The sequence below is a fragment of the Mesorhizobium sp. SARCC-RB16n genome (genome assembly GCF_008520305.1).
Taxonomy (GTDB): domain Bacteria; phylum Pseudomonadota; class Alphaproteobacteria; order Rhizobiales; family Rhizobiaceae; genus Mesorhizobium.
Map to the genome: position 1 here is coordinate 84,832 of NZ_ML703263.1, position 22,124 is coordinate 106,955.

The following is a 22,124-nucleotide window of genomic DNA, read 5'->3' on the forward strand; positions in this document are numbered from 1 at the left end:
TGCCGGAGATTGTTCCAGGCGCTTCCGAAGAGCTCTCTTAGTAGTCGTCGCTCTTTTCCGGCGGCACCAGACCTTCGATGCCGGCCAGCAGGTCTTCCTCGGTCATGCGATCGAAGGTGATGTTGTCCTCGGTGTCATCGGCGTCGGCGGCGGCAACGGCACCGCCAGTCTGGTCGGCGATCACTTCGCCGTCGGCTTCGGGCTCGTCGACCTCGACATGCTTCTGCAGCGAATGGATCAGATCTTCCTTGAGGTCGTCGGGCGACAGCGTCTCGTCGGCAATCTCGCGTAGCGCAATGACCGGGTTCTTGTCGTTGTCGCGCGGGACGGTGATCTGCGCGCCCTGGCTGATCTGACGGGCGCGGTGGCCGGCCAGAAGCACCAGCTCGAAGCGGTTGTCGACCTTGTCGATGCAATCTTCAACGGTTACGCGGGCCATGGATTGCCCCTTTCATGCCTGGATTTAATGGAAAACAGGCGCGGTCCATAACCCGAACGGCGCCAAAATACAAGCATCATGGCAATGCGCGCCGCAGGACAGCGCGCGTCCAAGGTTCGGCGCCACGATCACAATTGCTTGCAGTGCGCCACATACCCTTGGATTGCCACCAAACTGGCGTTATCTCGGTTGGTCCAAGGTCGGCCGGTTTATTATGAGCCTGACCGATAGTCACTACCGCATTTCGTTTAGACGGCCGCTTATTTCGAAAAGGAATTTTTCCCATGTTCGACCCTCGTGAGAAAATCGCCCTGTTCATCGACGGCGCCAATCTCTACGCCACCTCGCGCGCGCTCGGGTTCGACATCGACTATCGCAAGCTTTTGGCGAGCTTCCACAAGCGTGGTTACCTGTTGCGCGCCTATTATTACACCGCGCTGGTCGAGGACCAGGAATACTCCTCGATCCGGCCGCTGATCGACTGGCTCGACTATAACGGCTTCAAGGTGGTGACCAAGCCGGCCAAGGAATTCACCGACTCGACCGGCCGCCGCAAGATCAAGGGCAATATGGACATCGAGCTCACCGTCGATGCGCTGGAACTCGCCGACGTCGTCGACCACTATGTCATATTCTCCGGAGACGGCGACTTCCGCACACTGGTCGAGGCGCTGCAACGGCGTGGCCGCAAGGTGTCGATCGTTTCGACCATGGCCTCGCAGCCGCCGATGATCTCGGATGACCTGCGCCGTCAGGCCGACCATTTCATCGACCTGGCGACGCTGAAGAACGAAGTCGGTCGCGATCCCTCCGAGCGGCCCGTAAGGCGGCCCGAACCGGCCGAAGTCGACGAGGACGACTATTGAGGCCGGTCGATTTGGCCGCCCTCTCACCTTCCGAACCCAGCCGCGATTGCCCACTCTGCCCGCGGTTGCACGACTTCATCGCCGAATGGCGGCAGCGCGAGCCGTCCTGGTTCAACGCGCCCGTGCCGACCTTCCTGCCACTGGGCGGAGAAGATTCCGTCCGGCTTCTGATCGTCGGTCTGGCGCCTGGCCTGCGCGGCGCCAACCGCACCGGGCGCCCCTTCACCGGCGACTATGCCGGCGACCTGCTCTATTCGACACTGATTGCCCGCGGTTTTGCACGCGGCGAGTTCAAGGCGCGGCCCGATGACGGGCTGGAGCTCGTCGGCACGGCGATCACCAACGCGGTGCGCTGCGTGCCGCCGGGGAACAAGCCGGTGGGTGCCGAGATCACCACCTGCCGGACATTCCTGGTGCCGACGATCGCTCGCTTTCCCAACCTGCGCGCCGTGCTGGCGCTGGGATCGATCGCGCACCAGTCGACCGTGCGCGCACTAGGCGAGCGCGTCGCCGCCTATCCGTTCAAACATGGCGGGCAATTGCCGGCCGGCGGCATTACGCTGTTTTCGAGCTATCATTGCTCGCGCTACAACACCAATACCGGTGTGTTGACCGAAGACATGTTCGTCAGGGTGTTCGGCGAGATCGCAGCATTCCTGGAGAATTGAGCGATCGGACACCGTACGGCTCACACTGGTAACAAAGCATCCTGTTTCACGTCGCCGATAGACGCAAAGGTATGGGTTTCCTTCACTCCCGGCAGCGGCAGGATGACGCGTTCGAGAAAGTCCATGGCAAAGGCATTTGAAGAACCGGACCGATGTCAGATCGGATCTGTTCATCAAGGTGTGGAGGCAAGCAGCGCCGCCAGCTTTTCCGGCCCGCCCTGCAAAACGTTCAGGTCGACGTCCCCCTCGATGCCGTCCACGCGCCCACGATTGTGGTACTGCCAGTAGATCCAGTCACGGCGGTCCGGCTCCATGAGCAGCGAGCGTAGCCAGAGTGAGCGAGCGGCGATTTGCCCGGCATAGGCAGCCTCGGCTTCATCCGTCAGATAGACGATCGCCGGCTTGCCGAACGCAGCCTCGACAGGTCCAAGGAAAGCCTCGAGTTCGGCGTTCAGTTGCTCGGGTGACGGGCGCTGCGGACAATTGCCGCCGAACTCGATGTCGACAACCGGCGGCAGCAAGGGCTGGTCGTGCGGCACCGCCGAGATAAAATTCCTGGCCTGGTCGGCGCCCGGCCGGCAGAAGGTGAAGAAATGATAGGCTCCGACGGCGAGCCCGGCGGCGCGGGCCTCGCGCAGATTGCCGGCGAAAGCATCGTCGACATGATCGCCGCCTTCGGTCGCCTTGATGATGGCGAAAGCCACATCATCGGCGGCTACACGCCGCCAGTCGATCTGGCCCTGATGATGGGAGACGTCGATGCCCCTGACCGGATATCTGCCGCGGTCGGGAGAGTAGGTGTGGAAATAGACCACGGCCCCCGCCGCGACGACACATGCAAAGGCAAGACTGGCCAGGCCCCAGAGAACAATCCGCTTCTTCAAGACCATCCCCTGTTGGACTTGCCGATTGTTCGACCTTGAAACCCGACTGTTGGCTTTTTTCAGGCTGCCACCTGATCACCCACGCTCCTTGAGCAGCCGGCCCTTTTCGCGCGACCAGTCGCGTTGCTTCTCGGTCTCGCGCTTGTCGTGCAGTTTCTTGCCGCGGCCAACGGCAAGCAACAGCTTGGCGCGGCCCTGATCGTTGAAGTAGATCTTCAGCGGCACCAGCGTCATGCCTTCGCGGTCGACGCTCTGCGACAGTTTTGCCATCTCGCGCTTATTGAGCAGCAGCTTGCGGCGGCGGCGGGGCTCGTGGTTGAAACGGTTGGCCTGCAGATATTCCGGCAGATAGGAATTGATCAGCCAGATCTCGCCGCCTTCGACTGAGGCATAGCTGTCCTGGATATTGGCCTGGCCCTGGCGCAGCGATTTCACCTCGGTGCCTGTCAGCACCAGGCCGGTCTCGATCGTGTCGAGCACCTCATAGGAAAACCGCGCCTTGCGGTTTTCCGCAACGGTCTTGTTGTTGGGATCGGCTTTTCTGACTTGGTTCATAACGTCTAGAGTCCGTTTCGAAACTCGCTCCTGCGAGTCAGATGATGGTGACACTTAGAGCGCCGCGCGTTTTTTAACGCGCAAAGGACGCTCTAGAAATCCGACTTTGCGCATGGTCCTTTCCGAAAGCAAAGTGCTCTCGGGGCCATGCGCGGAACCGGAGCGGAGCGTACATATAGTACGTAAGCACCGGAAGCGCAGGTGGCGCCTTCAGATGGCCGCAGGAGTAGAGTTTCCAAACGGGCTCGTTAATTAATCAAGCCGGCGTGCTTCATGGCCGCATCGATCTTTTCGGCCGTCGACTGCTCGATGGTGACCAGCGGCGAACGCAGGACGTTCTCGACCTTGCCGAGCTTGGAGAGCGCGTATTTGGCGCCGGATACGCCGGGCTCGATGAAGATTGCCTTGTGCAGCGGCAGCAAGCGGTCCTGCAACTCCAGCGCCTTGGCGCTGTCGCCGGACAACGTTGCCTCCTGGAATTCGGCGCACAGCCGCGGCGCGACGTTCGAGGTCACCGAAATGCAGCCGACGCCGCCATGCGCGTTGAAGCCGAGCGCCGAGGCATCCTCGCCGGAAAGCTGGATGAAATCCTTGCCGCAGGTCATGCGCTGCTCCGACACCCGCTCGACCTTGCCTGTCGCGTCCTTGACGCCGACGATGTTCTTGAAGTCGTGCACCAGGCGGCCCATCGTTTCCGGCGTCATGTCGATCACCGAGCGCGGCGGGATGTTGTAGATGATGATCGGCAGCTTGGTCGCCCTGGCGACGGCGGCGAAATGCTCGTAGAGGCCGCGCTGCGTCGGCTTGTTGTAGTAGGGCGTAACGACCAAGGCCGCATCGGCACCGGCCTTTTCCGCATACTGCACAAGCCCAACAGCTTCCTCGGTATTGTTGGAACCCGCGCCAGCGACGACCGGGGCGCGCCCCTTGGCCACCTCGATGCAGACCTTGACGACATGGCGGTGCTCGTCATGCGACAGCGTCGGCGACTCGCCGGTGGTGCCAACCGGGACGAGGCCCGTGGTGCCTTCGCCAAGCTGCCATTCGACGAACGCGCGAAAGGCTTTCTCGTCGAAACGCCCGCTCTTTTCGAACGGTGTCACGAGCGCAGTAAGCGAGCCTCTCAGCATGTCGTCCAACTCCTTGGGACTTCTCGGTTTGTGCATGTCGGCGCCCCAAAACCGGTATTCACTTTTGGGCGACATGCACTTCTTGGTTCATGCATGTCGTTGCCCCAAAACCGGTATTCACTTTTGGGCGACATGCATTGGTGTTTTGTCGTGCGCGCCTTCTAACCGAAAGCGAAGCCGCGCACCATAGTCTCGACATTGTTGCGCGGCAAGCATTGCCATGGTGCCAGCAAACGCAATTCGAACGGCCTCGATAACCCTTTGTTTACGAGCCCTTCACGACCTAAGTTTAGGCTTCCAGGCTTCTTCGCCTGCTGGTAAAATGCTGGATTAAGGAAAGACACGAGATCATGCCGAGGGGTCGGCCCCATTTGTTCGCGCTTCTTGGCGCAATCGCGGCGCTGATGCCCGGCGTGGCGATCAGCGGCAGCGTCGATGTGCGGGTCACCTCTGCCATCCCGATTCCTGATGTACAGGACAAGGCGGAACCGACCTCCTCACCCAGCGTCACGCTCTTGAAAAGCGGACTGGATGCGCTGGCGGCTGGCGATATTCCCGGCGCGCGCGGTGTGCGTGATGCACTGCCCGCACAATCGCTCGACCAGCACATATTGGCTTGGGCGATCGCGCTCTACGGGGGCGACAAGGTTCCGAGCGGCGACATCGCAGCAGCCGCGAAGATGCTGCCCAACTGGCCGGCCACCGTTGCGTTGCGCAGGAATAGCGAGCGCGCGCTCTATCGCGAGAACCCGGCGGCGGACGTCGTCGTCAAGGCGTTCGACGGCAGCCAGCCGCAGACATTCGAAGGCGTGATGGTTCTCGCGCGCGCCTATGTGTCGTCCGGCAACGCCAAGGCGGCGCGATCGGTGCTGTCGCCGTTCTGGCGTACCGCGATCCTGGAGGCCAAGGACGAGACGGCTCTGATCAAGGAATTCGGCAGCCTTGTTCCTGCTGCCGACCACCGTTTTCGCATGGAGCGCATGTTCTATGCCGACCGGGTGAATTCCGCCTTGCGTGTCTCCGGCCTCGCCGGCGCCCAGCAGCTTGCCGATGCCTGGGTGGCAGCCGACAAGGGCGACAAGAATGCTGCCAAACTGTTGAAGGCTGTGCCGCTCGCGCAACGCTCGGCCGGTTATTTCTTCGCGCAGGCCGAATATCTGCGCAAGCAGAAGGATTTTGCGGGCGCGGCGGCAATTGTCATGAAAGCGCCGGCAGACCGGGAATCCCTGGTCGATCCGGATGCCTGGTGGGTCGAACGCCGGGTGCTGTCGCGCGAACTGGTCGACCAGGGCGACATGAAGGCCGCATACAAGATAGTCGCCACGCATGCCGCCGAAAGCGCGGCCAATGCGGCGGAAGCCGAATTCCATGCCGGCTGGTATGCGCTGCGCGGCCTGAACGATCCCAAGCTCGCGGCGACGCATTTTGCGCGCATCGCCAACCTTGCCCAGGGGCCGATGACCCTGTCGCGCGCCTATTACTGGCTCGGCCGCGCGGCGGAAGTCGGCGGCCCCGGCAATGCCAAGGATTATTTTGGACGTGCGGCGACCTACGGCACGACGTTTTACGGCCAGCTGGCCGCCGAACGCGTCGGCCGGCAGGCGCTCAACATCGTCTATCCCCAGCCAAGTGCAGCCGACCGGCAGAACTTTGCCGGTCGCGAGGCCGTCTCCGCCATCAAGCGCCTGCAGGAGGCAGGCTACGACCGTTATGCCGAAACGCTCTATCGCGACCTTGCCGGGCAGTTGACCAGCCCGGGTGAACTGGCGCTGCTCGCTGTCCTTGCGGAAAAGCAGGACAACCATTTCATGGCGCTGAAAGTCGGCAAGATCGCCGGGGCGCGCGGTATCGATGTCGGCGCGCTGTCACATCCGCTCGGCGTCATCCCCGATTCGGCCAATATTTCCGGTTCTGGCAAGGCGCTGGCCTATGCCATCGCCCGCCAGGAAAGCGAATTCAACATCGGCGCCATATCCAGTGCCGGCGCGCGCGGGCTGCTGCAGCTGATGCCGGGAACCGCCAAGCAATTGGCGGAGAAGGCCGGATTGCAGTTTTCGCAGACCAGGCTGACAACCGACGCCGGCTACAATGCGACGCTTGGTTCGGCATTCCTCGGCGAACAGCTCGATCGCTTCGACGGCTCCTACGTATTGACCTTCGCGGGCTACAATGCCGGCCCGACCCGCGCCAGCCAGTGGGTGGCGAAATACGGCGACCCGCGTGGCAAGGACATCGATGCGGTGGTGGACTGGGTTGAGCGGATTCCCTACACGGAAACAAGAAGTTACGTCCAGCGCGTGATGGAGAATTACGAGGTCTACAAGATGCGTATTTCCGGCAAGTATGACATCGTCGGCGATCTCGTGAACGGACGCGGCTGAAGCTCATGCTCTCCCCTTGTGAGGAGAAGGAGGAGCCTTTCCCGTTTGACCCTCCGGCGCTCCGTCTATAGCAGTCGTGGACGATCCTTCGGCTAAGGAGCCCGTCCCATGTCGAGCAATCCAGAATTCTCAGACTTCTTCTATGCCGCGCCGGATGGGCTGAGACTTCATGCGCGCGTCTATGGCCAGGGGAATTCCGCACATTGGCCGGTCGTCTGTCTGCCTGGCTTGACGCGCAACGCGCGGGATTTTCACGAGCTTGCGCTCTATCTCTCAACGCGATCCGACCTCGCGCGCAAGGTTATCGCTTTCGACTATCGGGGACGCGGGCAATCGGTCTACGATCCCGATGTCAGCCACTATAATGTCGGCATCGAAGCCGGCGACGTCCTCACCGGGCTGGCGGCACTCGGTATCGAACAGGCGGCCTTCATCGGCACCTCGCGCGGCGGGCTGATCATCCATGTGCTTGGCGCGATGCAGCCGGCGGCGCTGAAAGCCATCGTGCTCAACGACATCGGGCCAGTGATCGAACCCGCCGGCCTCGCCCACATCCAGTCCTATCTCGAACGCGCGCCGAAGCCGAAAACCCTCGCCGAGGCGGTGGATGCCCAGCGCAATGTTCATAGCCAGGATTTTCCAGCGCTCACTCAGGGCGACTGGGGGCGAATGGTGCGCGCGGTCTATCGCGAGACGAATCAAGGGCTGCTGCCCGATTTCGATTCGAAGCTGGTCGACACCATTGCCAACCTCGACCTGTCACAGCCGTTGCCGTCTCTCTGGCAGCAGTTCGATGCGTTGGCGGCCATTCCACTGCTCGTCATACGCGGCGCCAATTCGAGGCTATTGTCGCCTGAAACGCTGGAGGAGATGGGAAAGCGTCATCTCGGCATCAGGACAATCACCGTTCCCGATCAGGGACACGCGCCCTTCCTGGAAACCGGCAATTTGCCGGAAGAGATTGCTTCCTTCCTCGATCGGGCTGAGCACGGCCGTTGATCAGCTAATCAAGCCTAAGCAGGTTCCTCGAAAGTGTCCTACGGATTTGCGATCACAACTACGGAAAGCGCTTTCTTGCCTTCGCTGTCCCGACAGTTTTACCATTGGCGTCGAGTGCCTTGACGGTGAATTGGTAGGTATGCGGCGACGGGGGACAGGGTCCTCGGTATGAAAACGCGCCGTAAGGCAGGGAATCTCCGGAATACGCCACTCTACCGCCGCCGTGCGCGAAATCCGGCGCGTCCAGATCAGACATGCGAATGTCAAGTTTTACCGTCCCGGCTGGGACTCCAGCAAATTTCATCGGCGGTGAGTTACTGTCGAAGCACTTCTTGGTTGGCCCCCACTCCACCGAAACCGACATTTCAGCGTGGGCTGCCGCGACGGAACAGAACAACAAAGCGGCGGAAAGCAATACCTTCATGGAATCTCCCAACCCTCCGCGATCAGTGCGACATGCATTAGACTACCCGAGAAGTAGAATTTACCGATTCGAACAGCAATCCGGTCTGCCTATTTGTTGTTGGACCGCTTGCGCGGCGCCTTCGCCGCTTCCGACTTGGCCTTGCCCGCAGGCTTGGCGGATGACGGCGCGGTCAACGGGGACGCGAAGACCGAATTCTCCGCCATGCGAGAACCCTCACCGCCGCGCGGTTTCTCCAACACGACGACGCAGCCATCGAGATCATTGGTGGCCAGATGCGCGTAGCGCATGGTCATCGACAGGGTCTGATGGCCGAGCCACATCTGCACGCGCCTGATGTCGATGCCGCCCTGGACAAGACGTGAGGCGCAGGTGTGGCGCAGGATGTGGGGCACGACCTGATCATCGGCGCCGAGGCCGACTTCCGCCTTGGCATCGTTCCAGATGGCACGGAACTGTGCCTGGCTTAGCTTGGTGAATGGACCCTTCGGCCAGCGCCCTTCGGCCGGAGGCAATTTGATGACCTCCTTTACCCGCTCTGTCATCGGAATGGTACGGCTGCGGCCGGATTTCGTGATCCAGAAGGAGACACGATGTTCCTGGATGTCGTTCCAGATCAACCCCAGCGCTTCGCCGAGGCGGCATCCGGTGTCGACCAGGAAGACGGAAAGCCGATAGGCGTCCTCGCTGCGGCTCTTGATGGCAGCAAACAGCCTGGCCTCTTCGTCCCTCTCGAGGAAACGAATCCGTCCCGCCCGCTCCTTCTGGCGGCGAAACTCGGGCAGGCTGTGGATATCTCCCATCTTGTAAGCCTTGCGCAGCAGTTTGCTGAGGGCAGCCATCTTTCGATTGATGGTTGCGTTGCTGTTGCCGCGCTGGCGCAAGGTGCCGATAAGGTTGTCCAGGGTACTCTGGTCGAAGGCGCTGAAACGTTCTCCGAGGAGAATCTCGTCTATCTCGCCGATGAAGGAGCTGACATTGTATTTATGCCGTCCATCATCCCACAATATGTTTCGATAAACTGAAAAAAGCTCTCCGACCTTATACGACTTTACTTCTCTTATCTTGTTATAGGTATATTTGAATTTCGAATTCTGAGAAGAAAATACAGCAAAATGATCGGGAATAATTCCCTCTTGAATCGCTTCGTTTGTCATTATTGGCCACACCCCCGAGTGGATAGGCCAGACCTATCTGCTTGGAAGTGTCCTTTCAAGAGTTTTGATCACGCGGTTGTGATTTCATCCGCGAACAGCGGATCCCACGAAACCTTGCCGCGGATTCGATTCAGCTATCGATTCCCCCACTTCCTTCTGTTTGCCCAAGCCCAGTCACGAAACAAAAACAGCCCGGGCGTTGAAGTGCCCGGGCTGGATTTCACCTGTAGAGAACCAGCCCTTAGAACGAGCGCTGGAAGCGGAGGACCGCGCCGAACCCGTCGCTGCTGACAGCGTGGTAGTCGCTGGTGGCCGTGTTGAAGTAATCAACTTCGCCGATGATCGTGAAGCCGGGCACGATGTCGTAAGCGATGTTCGCCGCCACGCCCAGGCTCTTGCCTTCATCATAGGAGACCTGCGCGTTGAACGAGGTTTTCTCGTTGAACTTGTAAGTGCCGCCACCGAAGATGGCCCAGTTGCCGTCCCAGTTCTTAAAGGAGTTGTGGATGACGTTGCGCTCCGAGCCGTAGTTGGCCATTACCCACAGCGACAGTTCGTTGGTGGCGTTCACGTCCAAGCGAACCTTGGCGCCGTATTCTTCCCACACGCTGTCGTAGACACCGGTCGCGCTGATCGCACCCCAGCCCTGCGTGTACTTCACGCCACCGACGATATGCGGAACATAGCTGTCGACCGTGTTGGAGCCTTGGCCGTCTTCGAGCGAGATCACAGCCGAGAAGCCGTTGCCGGCATCGAAATAATACTGGACCACGCCGGTATCGAAGTCGCCGCCGTAACCGACGATCGAATCGTCGATGACGTTGCCGGCGTAGCCGCTGAACGTCACCCAGGCCGACTCGTCCTTACCGACACGGAAACCGCCGAGCTGGATCCAGGCGAAGTTCAGCGTGACGCCAGTGTTACCAGCACTGACGAAGCCGCCATTGTAATCTTGAGCTTTAGCGAGCCAGTCGAAACGGGTCTCGGTATAGGTCTTCAAGGTGCCGAGCTCGGTTTCCTGGCCAGTCCAGGTCTTCAGAGCGAAGCGGGCGTGCTTAGCATAGGTGTCGTTGACGTCGAAGGTACCGTTCAGATTGTCCAGCCGATCACGGACATTCGTCGCGCCGTTGATGTCGCCCACGCCAATGTCGTAACGGACATAGCCGCCGATGCGCAGGCAGGTTTCGGTGCCGGGGATGTAGAAATAGCCAGCGCCGTAGACGTCACAGATCTTGACGTATTCAGCGGGTTCCGGCTCGGCGACGACGACGGCGTCGGCGGCGCGCGCACCGGAAACTGCGATCAGGGCCGCAGCGGAGCCGAGAAGAAGGCTCTTGATGTTCATTTTCTGACCTCCAGTCAGAATCGAACGAAATGGCAGCCCGTTAAGAGATCGCCGTCGCCGCCAGGATCAGGCGATGTCAAGTTATCGATTTGTTATTGCTAGGAAATCGTGAGCCGGCACAGCAGCGCGAAGCAGGATGGCGGAGAGGATGGGATTCGAACCCACGAGAAGCTTTTGACCTCTACTCCCTTAGCAGGGGAGCGCCTTCGACCACTCGGCCACCTCTCCGTTGCGCCGCTGGATAAAGAAAAGCGGCGGCACAATCAACAAGCCCGCGTCATTAATATGGAAAAATAAGAGCGTACCGGACCGCGGATTTGCGCGATGCGGCGTTTCTCAGGCAATTCCCTGGCTGATGACTCGTGGCCTCGCCATGATTCCGTCGGCCGATTGCCGGATTCGGCGGGAAACAAGCGGTTGCGGCGGGCCTAATGGTTAACGAGAGCTTTCTGAGTGAGGCCAAATCGTGTCATTTGTGCAACAACGCTGGGGGATAGCAGCCGAACAGCCCTTTCGCCGGTACGATCGTTGTTGAACGCCGCCGGCTCATGGGTAATGTCGAATTCGAAGGAGCGGCGCGGTGCGCATCTTTTTCGGTAGTGGGGATGGGGCAGGGAACGCTGTCCTTCAGCAAAGAATACCCAGACCCGTTTTTTAACTTTTGACTGGAGGTCAGAAAATGAACATCAAGAGCCTTCTTCTCGGCTCCGCTGCGGCCCTGATCGCAGTTTCCGGTGCGCGCGCCGCCGACGCCGTCGTCGTCGCCGAGCCGGAACCCGCTGAATACGTCAAGATCTGCGACGTCTACGGCGCTGGCTACTTCTACATCCCCGGCACCGAAACCTGCCTGCGCATCGGCGGCTACGTTCGTTACGACATCGGCGTCGGTGACGTCGGCTCGTTCGACGGCGCCCGCGCCGGCGACGTCAAGGACGGCAAGGACCAGGGCACATATTACAAGCATGCCCGCTTCGCGCTGAAGACCTGGACCGGGCAGGAAACCGAACTCGGCACGTTGAAGACCTACACCGAGACCCGCATCAATTTCGCAAATCACAACGCCGACACTGCACCTTACGTCAACGCAGCTGGCAACAGCGGCATCTCGTTGAACTTCGCCTGGATCCAACTCGGTGGGCTGCGCGTCGGTAAGGACGAATCGGCCTTTGATACGTTCATCGGCTACGCCGGCAACGTCATCCAGGATACGCTGGTTCCCTATGGCGGCTTCGACACCAACGTCGTCCAGTACTACTTCGATGCCGGCAACGGCTTCTCGGCGGTCGTCTCGCTCGAAGAAGGCTCGGGCGGCAGCACCGTCAAGGATGGCAGCCACTTTAACCCCGTCACCAACAATGGCTCTTATTACGGCGCTGGTACCATCGACTCCTACGTTCCGCACGTCGTCGGCGGCTTGAAGTGGACGCAAGGCTGGGGCGCCATCACCGGCGTCGTTGCTTACGACAGCAACTATCAGGAAGTTTCCGGCAAGGTCCGCTTGGATGTGAACGTCTCCAGTGCATTGTCGCTGTTCATCATGGGCGGCTGGGGCACCAAGAGCCACCTTGAGGATGTGAGCTATGTCAGCTATGCAGGCGGTCGTGGCTTCTACAAGCCGTGGGGCGGCAGCTGGGCGGTGTGGGGCGGCGGCACCTACAAGTTCAACGAGAAGACCTCGTTCAACCTCCAGGCTTCCGCAGATCAGTGGAAGAATGTCGGCGTTGCCGCGAACGTCGCCTATGACGTCGTTCCGGGCATGACGATCACCGCAGAAGTCGACTACTCGCATGCGGGCAAATTCGGCGATGCGAACCCGGACCGCCAGAACTACCTTTGGACCGGTGGTGACAAGAAGAACGCCGTCGGCGGCATGCTCCGCTTCCAGCGCAGCTTCTAAGAACCGGATATTTCTGGGACAGGGAAACCCGGCGGGCAACCGCCGGGTTTTTCATTTTGTACACGCAAATCTTGCGCGAGCTTGCCGCCGCGACGTTGCGACTTATCGCCTTTCCGCAACCGCTTGGCGATCCTATCTGATTGTCTTGAAGCAGTTCCGGCCGGAACCCTCGGGAAGCGCAGACTTACCGCACAGCACCGCGCACATGCGGACGCACGCCAACTGCGGCGCTCGGCTTGAGCGCGATCTTTTTCGAAAATGGGTACCAGTCTACAGCATGTCGCGGCGAATAGGATTCGCCCGACCTGCTGTAAGCTTCTGATTTTATGCATGTCGTTGTCCCGGAACCGAGGATACTTCCGGGCGACATGCATTAGGTCAGGCGCGGCTGATAACTGTTTGCCGAACCGGCTTCATATGATGGCGGCATTCAAACCGGTTCACGGAGAACAGAACCACCGACGCGCTTTCAACGCGTTGCCTCCCGGCGCGCCGCCACGCCCTTACAGCGGCTTTACCGGAAGATCAGGTATCGGCAAGGTCACCCAAGGCTTCGATCAGCGGGGCGATCTCGCCTTCGAAATTCTTCCAGCGCTTCACGGAAGATTTGTAGATCGGCTGACGGACCTGCCAGCGGCTGGGTGTGGTGACCGCCCCTTCCCTATCGAAAAAGCGAAGGCATGCGTCATCCCAAGGCAGACCGAGATATTCTATAAGCCGGCGCGACTGCCCCTCCTGGTCGTCCACAAGCGTCTCGTAGCGATTTTCAAAAATGCGACCAGGGAAAAGCTCGTCCCAGTGACGCATCAGGCGGTCATATTCTCGATAGTAGAGACCAAGTGCCCGCAGGTCTGTATTGTAGCTGTGCGCCGAGTTGAAGGGCAGGACAAAACATGAAACACAATTGTCGATGGCATCGCGACGGCAATGAATGATGCGCGCATTGGGAAAAAGGAGGGTGAGGAGGCCGATCAGTTCGAAATTGTGCGGCATCTTGTCCACGATGCGCTGTGCGGTTGGAGCGCGCTCCCTCAAATAAGATAGGTGCTCCTCGGCCAACGTCCTGGACAAGCCTTCAGTGACCGTCATGGCCGGCTTTTTCAAATCGGAAGCCGAGAATTGCAGACCGATCGCGTTCGCTACTCGCCTCAGTTTGCTGAGCTCTCCCGCGCCATGGACCTCCGGATGACTGGCGCATATCTGTTCGGTAAGCGTGGTGCCGGAACGCGGCATCCCGACCACGAACACAGGGGCTTCCGAAGGATTGCCGTAGCCGGATCTTTCCGCGAAGAAGTCCGCCGTGAAGGTCTTGATCGACGCGTCGATGAAGCGGCGGTACTGGTCTATGTCGAATCTATAGCCTTCGGCCTGCTTCGCCTTCTTGAAATGGTCGAAGGCTTCCGCATATCGCTTGAGGTCGTTTTCCACCTTACCGGCGGCGTAGTTGAGACTCGCTTTCGTCTCCGGCTTAAGTCCCGGACTTTCCAACTCGCGCAGGATCGGCTGGAGTTCGGCCGGCTCCTCGATGAATTTTCGGGTCTGCACAAGATCGTAGTACGCCACCCCAACGTCGACGCGGCGATCGATCGCCTCCTTAAGAAAGACGCCGGCCTCGTCCATGCGCCCAAGACCAGTGAGCGCAGCCGCCATCCCGACCCGCGCCTTGGGGTGATCACGGTTAATCTTCAGCGCCTTCTCATAAAGCGGCACGGCCAGGTCGGGTTTGTCGTACTGGGTGTATACGCGCCCCAAGGCGCAAAGGGCTTCCACGAGATCAGGCTGCACTTCCAGGGCATATTTGATGTGCTTTATCGCAGCTGAGAATTCACTCAGCTTCCCGTAGGCCTCGCCGAGGCTAAGATGGTAGTAGGGATTTCTAGGCTCCTCAGCGATCGCACGTCCGAAATAGCGCAAAGCCGCTTCGTCGTCGTAGCCCAGATAAACGGTGCCCATGATGTAGAGCGCCAGCGGATGATTAGGCGTGCGCGACAGCACATCGACGCATAAGTCCTGAGCTTCGGCCAGCCGCTTGGCCTGTTGATGTTCATACGCCTGCATCAGCAATTGGTCATCAGCCCGCGCGCGCGCGTCATTGGCGGCGCGCACGAGTGGTTTTGCCAGTGTCGGATTTGCTTGAGGCAAGCGCGGCTTCGGCGCGGGACCAGACTTGAGGTGCTTTGCCCAGGCGGGCGGCAGACGATTGTTCATGGCGTTTGCTAGCAAAAAGCACCGACGGAATCCAGTGCAAGCTCGATGCGCAGCCGCGGCTCTCAGTCAAGCTTGCAGCCATCCTTCGCTCGCGCTAGCAAGAAGGCCCCGTTCCAAGCGAGCACCAACATGCGTCAGCGCCCTGCCCTCTCGCCGCTCATCGCCGCGCTTCCGTCGACCGTGCCGTTTGTCGGCCCCGAAGCGCAGGAGCGCGAGCGCGGGCGCGCTTTCCGTGCCCGCATCGGCGCCAATGAGAGTAGTTTCGGCCCCTCGCCGCGCGTCATTGCCCGCATGGAGAGCGTCGCGCGCGATCAGTGGATGTATTGTGATCCGGACAATTACGATCTGAAGGTCGCGGCGGCCGCGCATCACAATGTGGCGGTCGAGAACGTCGTTGTCGGCGAAGGCATAGACGGTCTGCTCAGCCTGGTGGCGCGCATGTATGTGGCGCCTGGCGATGCGGTGGTCACCTCGCTCGGCGCCTATCCGACCTTCAACTTCCACATTGCCGGCGTCGGCGGCCGACTGGTGACCGTCCCTTACGAGAACGACAGGGAAAGCCTGGACGGTCTGCTCGCGGCGGTCATCAGGGAGAAGGCGCCGCTGGTCTACCTGTCCAACCCGGACAATCCGATGGGCAGTTGGTGGGAAGCCGACGACGTCATCCGCTTCACGCAAGCCTTGCCGGAAACCACCATGCTGGTGCTCGATGAAGCCTATGGCGAGTTGGGACCGGCATCGGCCCTGCCGCCGATCGATGTCTCGCGGCCAAACGTCATCCGCATGCGAACCTTTTCGAAGGCCTACGGTCTTGCTGGCATACGGTGCGGCTATGCGTTGGCCGAGACGCAAGTGATCAGCGACTTCGAGAAAATCCGCAACCACTACGGCGTCAGCCGCATGGCGCAGATCGCCGGCGTCGAGGCGCTCGCCGACCAGGCCTATCTCGAGACGGTTGTAACCCGGGTGGCCGCCGGGCGCCGGCGCATCGCCGATATCGCCGAACAGAACGGGTTGAAGCCGCTCGCCTCGGCGACCAATTTCGTCACCATCGACTGCGGCCGTGACGGTGCTTTCGCTCTGAAAGTGCTGCAGGGGCTGTTGTCGCGCGACGTCTTCATCCGCAAGCCGATGGCGCCAGGGCTCGACCGCTGCGTCCGCGTCAGTGTCGGCCTCGACCACGAACTGGATATCTTCGCCGAGGAATTGCCTGGCGCCTTGGCAGCGGCGCGCGGAAACTAGGGCAGTTCGCGGCGCTCGGGAGCCCTCGCGGCGCCGAGCAGATGCCTGGCGCGCGTCGGCACATCCGACAATTCCGCGGCTTCCCTGTCATTCAGTCCCGCGGTCAGGCGGGCGAGATGCGATCCGCGGCGGCGTGCGGAGAAATTTGCAAGCCCTCGCGACCGCATGGGCAGCCGGTTCGACATTGGATGAAATCATCCATCTCCGCAGGAATCCCAAGCTTTTCGGACTGGATAGCACCTCAAGCCAGTTGCCTTCGTTCGGCGCTGCGCCAGACTCTATGCAAAGGAGCGAGCCATGAACGACCGGAAAAGGGCAGTGCAGGCGCGCATATACGGAAAGGTCCAAGGTGTCAGCTACAGGATCTGGGCGCGAGGCGAAGCGACAAGGTTCGGGCTGCTGGGCTGGGTGCGCAACGAAACAGATGGCTCGGTTACGGCATGGCTTACCGGCGCCGACGCGGCTGTTGCGGCCATGATCGAACGGCTTCGGCAGGGCCCGCCGGGTGCGGCTGTTTCGCGGATCGATTTGGAAGAGCTGGAGACCTGGACCACGCCTGGAGATTTCAGGATTATCGCATAGGCGGGTTTTCCACGCTTGAATTAATTGAACGTTCGTTTTATTATCTGTCATCGACGAGGCGGTGATGGCACGAACCACAGGATCAGACGGCGAGCGAACCGAAGCGGCAGCACGCAAAGCCGCGGTCGACCTGATGGCACGTTACGGCTATGAAGCGATGTCGATGCGCCAGTTGGCCGCCGAGGTCGGCGTGCAGGCAGCCGCGCTCTATCGCTATTTCCCGACCAAGGAAGATCTGCTGTTCACGCTGATGCGCGACCACATGCGGGGCCTTCGCGAGGCCTGGGAGCACTCCAGGCCAGCCGGCGCGGATCCGGCGCGGCAGCTTGCCGCCTATGTGCGCAATCACATCGCCTTTCACATCGAGCGCCGCCATGCCACGCATGTGTCGAACATGGAATTGCGCAGCCTGTCGCCCGACAAGCTGACAGAGATCCTGCGCATGCGCACGGCTTACGAAAAGGAACTGCGTTCCATCCTGCGCGATGGCGCCGAGGCGGGTATTTTCAGCATCGAGGACACAGGCCTGACGGCCATGGCGCTGATCCAGATGATGACCGGCGTCATCGTCTGGTTCCGGCCGGGCGAGCGATTGTCGATCGCCGAGGTCACGCAGACATACCTTTCGATGACAATGCGCCTGGTCGGCGCGAACATCGGCATTGGTACCGGGGAGGAACGGCATGTACACGAACACGCTCAGCTTCGGGCATGACGAGGATATCGAGGCGCTGCGCGACCTGGTCCGGCGCTTCGCGCAGGACAGGATCGCGCCGATCGCCGCCGACATCGACCGGGAGAACGAATTCCCGGCGCATCTGTGGCGCGAGCTCGGCGCGCTCGGCCTGCTCGGCATCACCGCCGATCCCGATTTCGGCGGCAGCGGCATGGGCTATCTCGCCCACGTGATCGCCGTCGAGGAAATCTCGCGGGCCTCGGCTTCCGTCGGCCTCTCCTATGGCGCCCACTCCAATCTCTGCGTCAACCAGATCAACCGGTGGGCGACGCCGGCGCAGAAGGAAAAATACCTGCCGCCGCTGTGTTCGGGCGAGCACGTCGGCGCGCTCGCCATGTCGGAGCCCGGCGCCGGCTCCGACGTGGTGTCGCTCAAGCTGCGCGCCGAAAAGCGCAACGACCGCTATGTGCTCAACGGCACCAAGATGTGGATCACCAACGGGCCGAACGCCGAAACGCTGGTCGTCTATGCCAAGACCGATCCGGAACGGCAATCGCGCGGCATCACCGCCTTCATCGTCGAGAAGGCTTTTGCCGGATTTTCCGTGGCGCAGAAACTCGACAAGCTCGGCATGCGGGGATCCAATACCGGAGAACTCGTGTTTGAGAATGTCGAGGTGCCCTTCGACAATGTCCTGCACGAGGAAGGATGTGGCGTCGAGGTGCTGATGTCTGGCCTCGACTATGAGCGCACCGTGCTTGCCGGCGGCCCGATCGGCCTGATGGCGGCCTGCCTCGACGTGGCGATCCCCTATGTTCACGAGCGCAAGCAGTTCGGCCAGCCGATCGGGGAATTCCAGCTGGTGCAAGGCAAGCTTGCCGACATGTATACGGCGATGAACGCCGCGCGCGCCTATGTCTATGCCGTCGCCGCCGCCTGCGACCGCGGCCAGACCACCCGCAAGGATGCCGCGGGCTGCGTGCTGTTTGCCGCCGAGAAAGCGACACAGATGGCGCTCGACGCCATCCAGTTGCTTGGCGGCAACGGCTATATCAATGACTACCCGACCGGCCGGCTTTTGCGTGACGCCAAGCTCTACGAGATCGGCGCAGGCACCAGCGAAATACGCCGCTGGCTGATCGGCCGCGAAATCATGGCGGAGGGGGTGTAGCATGGCTACTCTGCAAACCCAGATTTCGCCCTCCTCCGAAACCTTCCGCGCCAATGCCGAACGTATGCGGGCTCTGGTTGCCGACATCGCCGAGAAGGCCGCGGCCGTCGAGCGCGGCGGCTCGGACGAGGCACGCGAACGCCATGTCGGTCGTGGCAAGCTGCTGCCGCGCGAACGCCTGGCGCAATTGCTGGACACCGGCTCGCCCTTCCTCGAGATCGGCCAGTTCGCGGCGTGGTCCATGTATGGCGAGGAGATTTCGTCGGCCGGCCTGATCGCCGGCATCGGCCGCGTCGAGGGCACCGAAGTGATGGTCGTCGTCAACGACGCCACGGTGAAGGGCGGCACCTATTATCCGCTGACGGTGAAAAAGCATCTGCGTGCGCAGGAGATCGCGCTGCAGAACAACCTGCCTTGCGTCTATCTGGTCGACAGCGGCGGCGCCAATCTGCCCAACCAGGACGAGGTCTTTCCCGACCGCGAGCATTTCGGCCGCATCTTCTACAACCAGGCCAACATGTCGGCTGCCGGCATTCCCCAGATCGCCTGCGTCATGGGTTCCTGCACCGCTGGCGGCGCCTATGTGCCGGCGATGTCGGACGAGACGATCATGGTGCGCAACCAGGCGACCATCTTCCTCGGCGGACCGCCGCTGGTGAAGGCGGCCACCGGCGAAGACGTCAGCGCCGAGGAGTTGGGCGGCGCGGATGTACACACCAGGCTTTCCGGTGTCGCCGATCACTATGCGCTGGACGACGAGCACGCGCTCGCCATTTGCCGGCGCATCGTCAAGAACCTGAATCGGAACAAGGCTGTAAGCCTGAGCTTACAAAAAGCGATTCCGCCTCTTCATCCGGCGGATGAGCTTTACGGCATCGTGCCGACCGATCTGCGCCAGCCCTATGACGTGCGCGAAGTGATCGCGCGCGTTGTCGACGGCTCCGAATTCGATGAGTTCAAGCAGAACTACGGCACCACGCTGATCACCGGCTTCGCCCATCTCCACGGCATGCCGGTAGGCATCATCGCCAACAATGGCGTGCTGTTTTCCGAGAGCGCGTTGAAGGGCGCGCACTTCATCGAATTGTGCTGTCAGCGCAAGATCCCGCTGATTTTCCTGCAGAACATCACCGGATTCATGGTCGGCAGGAAATACGAGGCCGGCGGCATCGCCAAGGATGGCGCCAAGCTGGTGATGGCGGTGGCCACCGCCAGGGTGCCGAAAGTGACCGTGATCATCGGCGGTTCGTTCGGCGCCGGAAACTACGGCATGTGCGGCCGCGCCTACTCACCCCGCTTCCTGTGGATGTGGCCGAACGCCCGCATCTCGGTGATGGGCGGCGAGCAGGCGGCAACCGTACTTGCCATGGTCAAACGCGAAGGCATCGAACGCAAGGGCGGGGAATGGAGCGCCGAGGAGGAGGCGAAATTCAAGAAGCCGATCCTGATGAAATACGAGCATGAAGGCCATCCGCTCTATTCCTCGGCAAGGCTCTGGGATGACGGCATCATCGACCCGGCCAAGACACGCGAGGTGCTGGCGCTCAGCCTGTCGGCCGCGCTCAACGCCGAGATCGAGGAGACACGCTTCGGTGTGTTCAGGATGTGATGATGCGCGCCACAGGCGACCGGATCAGCGTTCACACCGGCGACATCACCAAGTTGGCGGTCGATGCCATCGTCAACGCCGCCAACTCCTCGCTGCTCGGTGGCGGCGGGGTCGACGGAGCCATTCACCGCGCCGCTGGGCCGGAGTTCGAATTCGAATGTCGCATGCTCAATGGCTGCAAGACCGGCGATGCAAAGCTGACCAAGGGTTATCGGCTGCCGGCCCGCCATATCATCCATACGGTCGGGCCGGTTTGGCAGGGCGGCGGCAAGGGTGAGGCAGAACTGCTCGCCTCCTGCTACCGGCGCTCGCTCGAAATCGCTTTTGCCAATGACTGCCGGACAATGCCTTTCCAGCAATCTCGACTAGTGTCTACCGGTATCCAAAGGCCGAAGCGACTGCGATCGCGGTCCGCACGGTCGACAGCTTCCTCGCACGGAACACATCGCCGGAAACCGTTACTTTCTGCTGCTTCGATGACCCGACTTCAGAACTATACCGAAGAGCCATTGCTGCTCTGGGGGAAAGCTGAACTGCATGGACCAATCGATTCATCATCATAGCCAAATGAAAATTTCCACCGGCGAACTGGCGGCGGCACCGAATATTCGCTATTGCTCACACCGGGTTGGGCAAATGGCGTGGGGTGAAAATGGTTCCGAAACATTGTCGCAAGTCGGCTGCGTCGATACTTGCGGGATTACTAATGCTTTCGTCGACCGGCATGAGCATGGCCGAATCGCTTGCAGGCAGCAAAGGCCACATTCGTTTCCCGGTCTATTTGGCACCAGGTTCCACCGGCGGCTGCGGCAAGCATTACCGCGAATACGTCGCGGCACGGGGCCATTCCGCCTATGCAATGACGCCATTCAACTGGGCGACCGAATTCACGATCTGCGGTATCTCTCTCAACGCGCCGTCACAACAGGCGGCCGAGTCCAAGGCAATGCAGTCCTGCCAGGCGGCCCGCAAACAATGGAAGGTTTCCACAGCCGGTGCCTGCGGCCTCGCCGCGTCAAAATAGGCCATCGGCCGCAAACACTTTTTTCCGGGGGGGAGCAGAATGAAATCCATGATCATCAAACGGGCAGCCGCATCGATGCTGACCGGCCTGCTTGTCGTAACGACAGTCGGCACCGCGACGGCGGGATCACTGGCGGGAAGCAAGGGAGACGTGCATTTTCCACCGACCATGGGCTCGGATCCGAAGAGCGAATGCAACGTGGCGTACAAAGCCTATGTCGCGGCGAGCGGTCATTCGGCCTACGCCACGACCTTTTATTCACGCGTTGTCGACCTCTACATCATCTGCGGGACGAAGCTCAACGCGCCGTCCCAGAAGGCCGCGGAAGAAATGGCGCTGCGCAACTGCCAGGCCGGCTTGACACGGTGGAAGCTCAAGACCGCGAGCGGCGGCTGCGCGATCTCGTCATCGAAGTAGACAACCAGACGAGATTTTTTTCCGAGGGGGGCGAGCAACATGAGATCCACGAATTCCGGGCGGGCAGCCATGGCGATACTGGCCGGGTTGTTAATGATCACTTCGTCCGGTTTCGGCGTGGCCGGATCGCTGGCGGGAAGCGAGGGAGACAAGCGTTTCCCGCCCTATTTGAATGGCGATCCGAAGTCGCCGTGCACCAAGGCCTACAAGGCCTATGTCGCGGCCACTGGCCATTCCGCCTATGCCACCACGCCGTACTCCAGGGTGGTTTCTCTCTACATCCTCTGCGGCGCGCGGCTGAACGCGCCGTCGCAAAAGATGGCGGAGGAACTGGCCATGAAATCCTGCCTGGCCACGCGCGCTCACTACAAAGTGACAAACGGCGGCGCCTGCGAGATCGCCGCGTCCAAATAAGCAGGCGTCTGCCGGAATGGCGCCGCCCGACGCAAA

The 22,124-nt window shown here is 60.9% G+C and carries 21 protein-coding genes, 1 tRNA gene and 2 pseudogenes; 14 read left to right on the plus strand and 10 right to left on the minus strand.

Annotated features, from left to right (window positions below):
- Positions 1-37: 37 nt before the first annotated feature.
- Positions 38-439, minus strand: a complete 402-nt coding sequence (gene rpoZ / locus C7I87_RS09065; protein ID WP_149903880.1) for a DNA-directed RNA polymerase subunit omega — start codon at positions 437-439, stop codon at positions 38-40.
- Between the two features lie 284 nt (positions 440-723).
- Here rpoZ and C7I87_RS09070 point away from each other — a divergent pair, with 284 nt between their 5' ends.
- Together C7I87_RS09070 and C7I87_RS09075 are read left to right on the plus strand one after the other, a co-directional pair.
- The gene (locus C7I87_RS09070) at positions 724-1,305 is read left to right on the plus strand and encodes a LabA-like NYN domain-containing protein (protein ID WP_027144193.1); all 582 of its coding nucleotides are present in this window, start codon (positions 724-726) and stop codon (positions 1,303-1,305) included.
- A gap of 11 nt (positions 1,306-1,316) precedes the next feature.
- Positions 1,317-1,973 (plus strand): uracil-DNA glycosylase, encoded by a 657-nt coding sequence (locus C7I87_RS09075; RefSeq protein WP_149903881.1) that lies wholly within the window; start codon positions 1,317-1,319, stop codon positions 1,971-1,973.
- Positions 1,974-1,993: 20 nt separating this feature from the next.
- On the opposite strand, the pseudogene C7I87_RS36725 reads toward C7I87_RS09075, so the two are convergent.
- From C7I87_RS36725 to dapA, 4 genes and pseudogenes are all read right to left on the minus strand, one after another.
- Positions 1,994-2,095, minus strand: a pseudogene (locus tag C7I87_RS36725) (ArsR family transcriptional regulator); the annotation flags it as partial.
- A gap of 51 nt (positions 2,096-2,146) precedes the next feature.
- A complete protein-coding gene (locus tag C7I87_RS09085; RefSeq protein ID WP_149903882.1) occupies positions 2,147-2,857 on the minus strand; it encodes a glycoside hydrolase family 25 protein in 711 nt (236 codons plus the stop codon).
- Positions 2,858-2,932: 75 nt separating this feature from the next.
- Entirely contained in the window at positions 2,933-3,412 is a 480-nt protein-coding gene (gene smpB / locus C7I87_RS09090; RefSeq protein WP_027144197.1) for an SsrA-binding protein SmpB, read from the minus strand.
- A gap of 248 nt (positions 3,413-3,660) precedes the next feature.
- Positions 3,661-4,542, minus strand: coding sequence for a 4-hydroxy-tetrahydrodipicolinate synthase (dapA, locus tag C7I87_RS09095; RefSeq protein WP_135919860.1), 882 nt, complete (start codon positions 4,540-4,542; stop codon positions 3,661-3,663).
- 350 nt (positions 4,543-4,892) lie between these two features.
- Here dapA and C7I87_RS09100 point away from each other — a divergent pair, with 350 nt between their 5' ends.
- A complete protein-coding gene (locus tag C7I87_RS09100; protein WP_149903883.1) occupies positions 4,893-6,923 on the plus strand; it encodes a lytic transglycosylase domain-containing protein in 2,031 nt (676 codons plus the stop codon).
- A gap of 108 nt (positions 6,924-7,031) precedes the next feature.
- Positions 7,032-7,922, plus strand: a complete 891-nt coding sequence (locus C7I87_RS09105) for an alpha/beta fold hydrolase (protein ID WP_149903884.1) — start codon at positions 7,032-7,034, stop codon at positions 7,920-7,922.
- A gap of 58 nt (positions 7,923-7,980) precedes the next feature.
- Here C7I87_RS09105 and C7I87_RS09110 read toward each other — a convergent pair whose 3' ends face one another.
- The 4 genes from C7I87_RS09110 to C7I87_RS09125 form a co-directional block, all read right to left on the minus strand.
- The gene (locus tag C7I87_RS09110) at positions 7,981-8,346 is read right to left on the minus strand and encodes a phospholipid-binding protein (protein WP_149903885.1); all 366 of its coding nucleotides are present in this window, start codon (positions 8,344-8,346) and stop codon (positions 7,981-7,983) included.
- Positions 8,347-8,435: 89 nt separating this feature from the next.
- The gene (locus C7I87_RS09115) at positions 8,436-9,503 is read right to left on the minus strand and encodes a tyrosine-type recombinase/integrase (RefSeq protein ID WP_246696234.1); all 1,068 of its coding nucleotides are present in this window, start codon (positions 9,501-9,503) and stop codon (positions 8,436-8,438) included.
- A 241-nt stretch (positions 9,504-9,744) separates the two neighbouring features.
- Positions 9,745-10,848, minus strand: coding sequence for a porin (locus C7I87_RS09120; protein ID WP_149903886.1), 1,104 nt, complete (start codon positions 10,846-10,848; stop codon positions 9,745-9,747).
- Between the two features lie 137 nt (positions 10,849-10,985).
- Positions 10,986-11,076, minus strand: a tRNA-Ser gene (locus C7I87_RS09125).
- A gap of 451 nt (positions 11,077-11,527) precedes the next feature.
- Between C7I87_RS09125 and C7I87_RS09130 the strand changes: the two genes are divergently transcribed.
- Entirely contained in the window at positions 11,528-12,745 is a 1,218-nt protein-coding gene (locus tag C7I87_RS09130) for a porin (protein WP_149903887.1), read from the plus strand.
- A 525-nt stretch (positions 12,746-13,270) separates the two neighbouring features.
- Here the strand turns inward: C7I87_RS09130 and C7I87_RS09135 are convergent.
- Complete coding sequence (locus C7I87_RS09135; protein WP_149903888.1) at positions 13,271-14,953, minus strand: tetratricopeptide repeat-containing sulfotransferase family protein; 1,683 nt, start codon at positions 14,951-14,953, stop codon at positions 13,271-13,273.
- A 129-nt stretch (positions 14,954-15,082) separates the two neighbouring features.
- On the opposite strand from C7I87_RS09135, the gene C7I87_RS09140 reads away from it, so the two are divergent.
- The 9 genes and pseudogenes from C7I87_RS09140 (at position 15,083) to C7I87_RS09180 (ending at position 22,088) form a co-directional block, all read left to right on the plus strand.
- Positions 15,083-16,195 carry a pyridoxal phosphate-dependent aminotransferase gene (locus C7I87_RS09140; protein WP_149903889.1) on the plus strand — a complete coding sequence of 371 codons (1,113 nt, stop codon included), beginning with the start codon at positions 15,083-15,085 and terminating at the stop codon, positions 16,193-16,195.
- A 297-nt stretch (positions 16,196-16,492) separates the two neighbouring features.
- A complete protein-coding gene (locus tag C7I87_RS09145) occupies positions 16,493-16,777 on the plus strand; it encodes an acylphosphatase (protein ID WP_149903890.1) in 285 nt (94 codons plus the stop codon).
- Positions 16,778-16,841: 64 nt separating this feature from the next.
- Positions 16,842-17,492, plus strand: coding sequence for a TetR/AcrR family transcriptional regulator (locus C7I87_RS09150; protein ID WP_149903891.1), 651 nt, complete (start codon positions 16,842-16,844; stop codon positions 17,490-17,492).
- Positions 17,461-18,624: an isovaleryl-CoA dehydrogenase gene (locus C7I87_RS09155; RefSeq protein ID WP_149903892.1), complete on the plus strand. Its 1,164-nt coding sequence runs from the start codon at positions 17,461-17,463 to the stop codon at positions 18,622-18,624. Before C7I87_RS09150 ends, C7I87_RS09155 begins: the two co-directional genes overlap by 32 nt.
- A 1-nt stretch (position 18,625) precedes the next feature.
- Entirely contained in the window at positions 18,626-20,233 is a 1,608-nt protein-coding gene (locus tag C7I87_RS09160) for a carboxyl transferase domain-containing protein (protein WP_149903893.1), read from the plus strand.
- A 2-nt stretch (positions 20,234-20,235) separates the two neighbouring features.
- Positions 20,236-20,765 (plus strand): annotated as a pseudogene (locus C7I87_RS09165) (O-acetyl-ADP-ribose deacetylase).
- 174 nt (positions 20,766-20,939) lie between these two features.
- Entirely contained in the window at positions 20,940-21,257 is a 318-nt protein-coding gene (locus C7I87_RS09170; RefSeq protein ID WP_246696235.1) for a hypothetical protein, read from the plus strand.
- 39 nt (positions 21,258-21,296) lie between these two features.
- On the plus strand, positions 21,297-21,674 hold the full coding sequence (locus C7I87_RS09175; RefSeq protein WP_149903895.1) for a hypothetical protein: 378 nt from the start codon (positions 21,297-21,299) through the stop codon (positions 21,672-21,674).
- A gap of 69 nt (positions 21,675-21,743) precedes the next feature.
- Positions 21,744-22,088: a hypothetical protein gene (locus tag C7I87_RS09180; protein ID WP_188393785.1), complete on the plus strand. Its 345-nt coding sequence runs from the start codon at positions 21,744-21,746 to the stop codon at positions 22,086-22,088.
- The last annotated feature ends 36 nt before the right edge of the window (positions 22,089-22,124 follow it).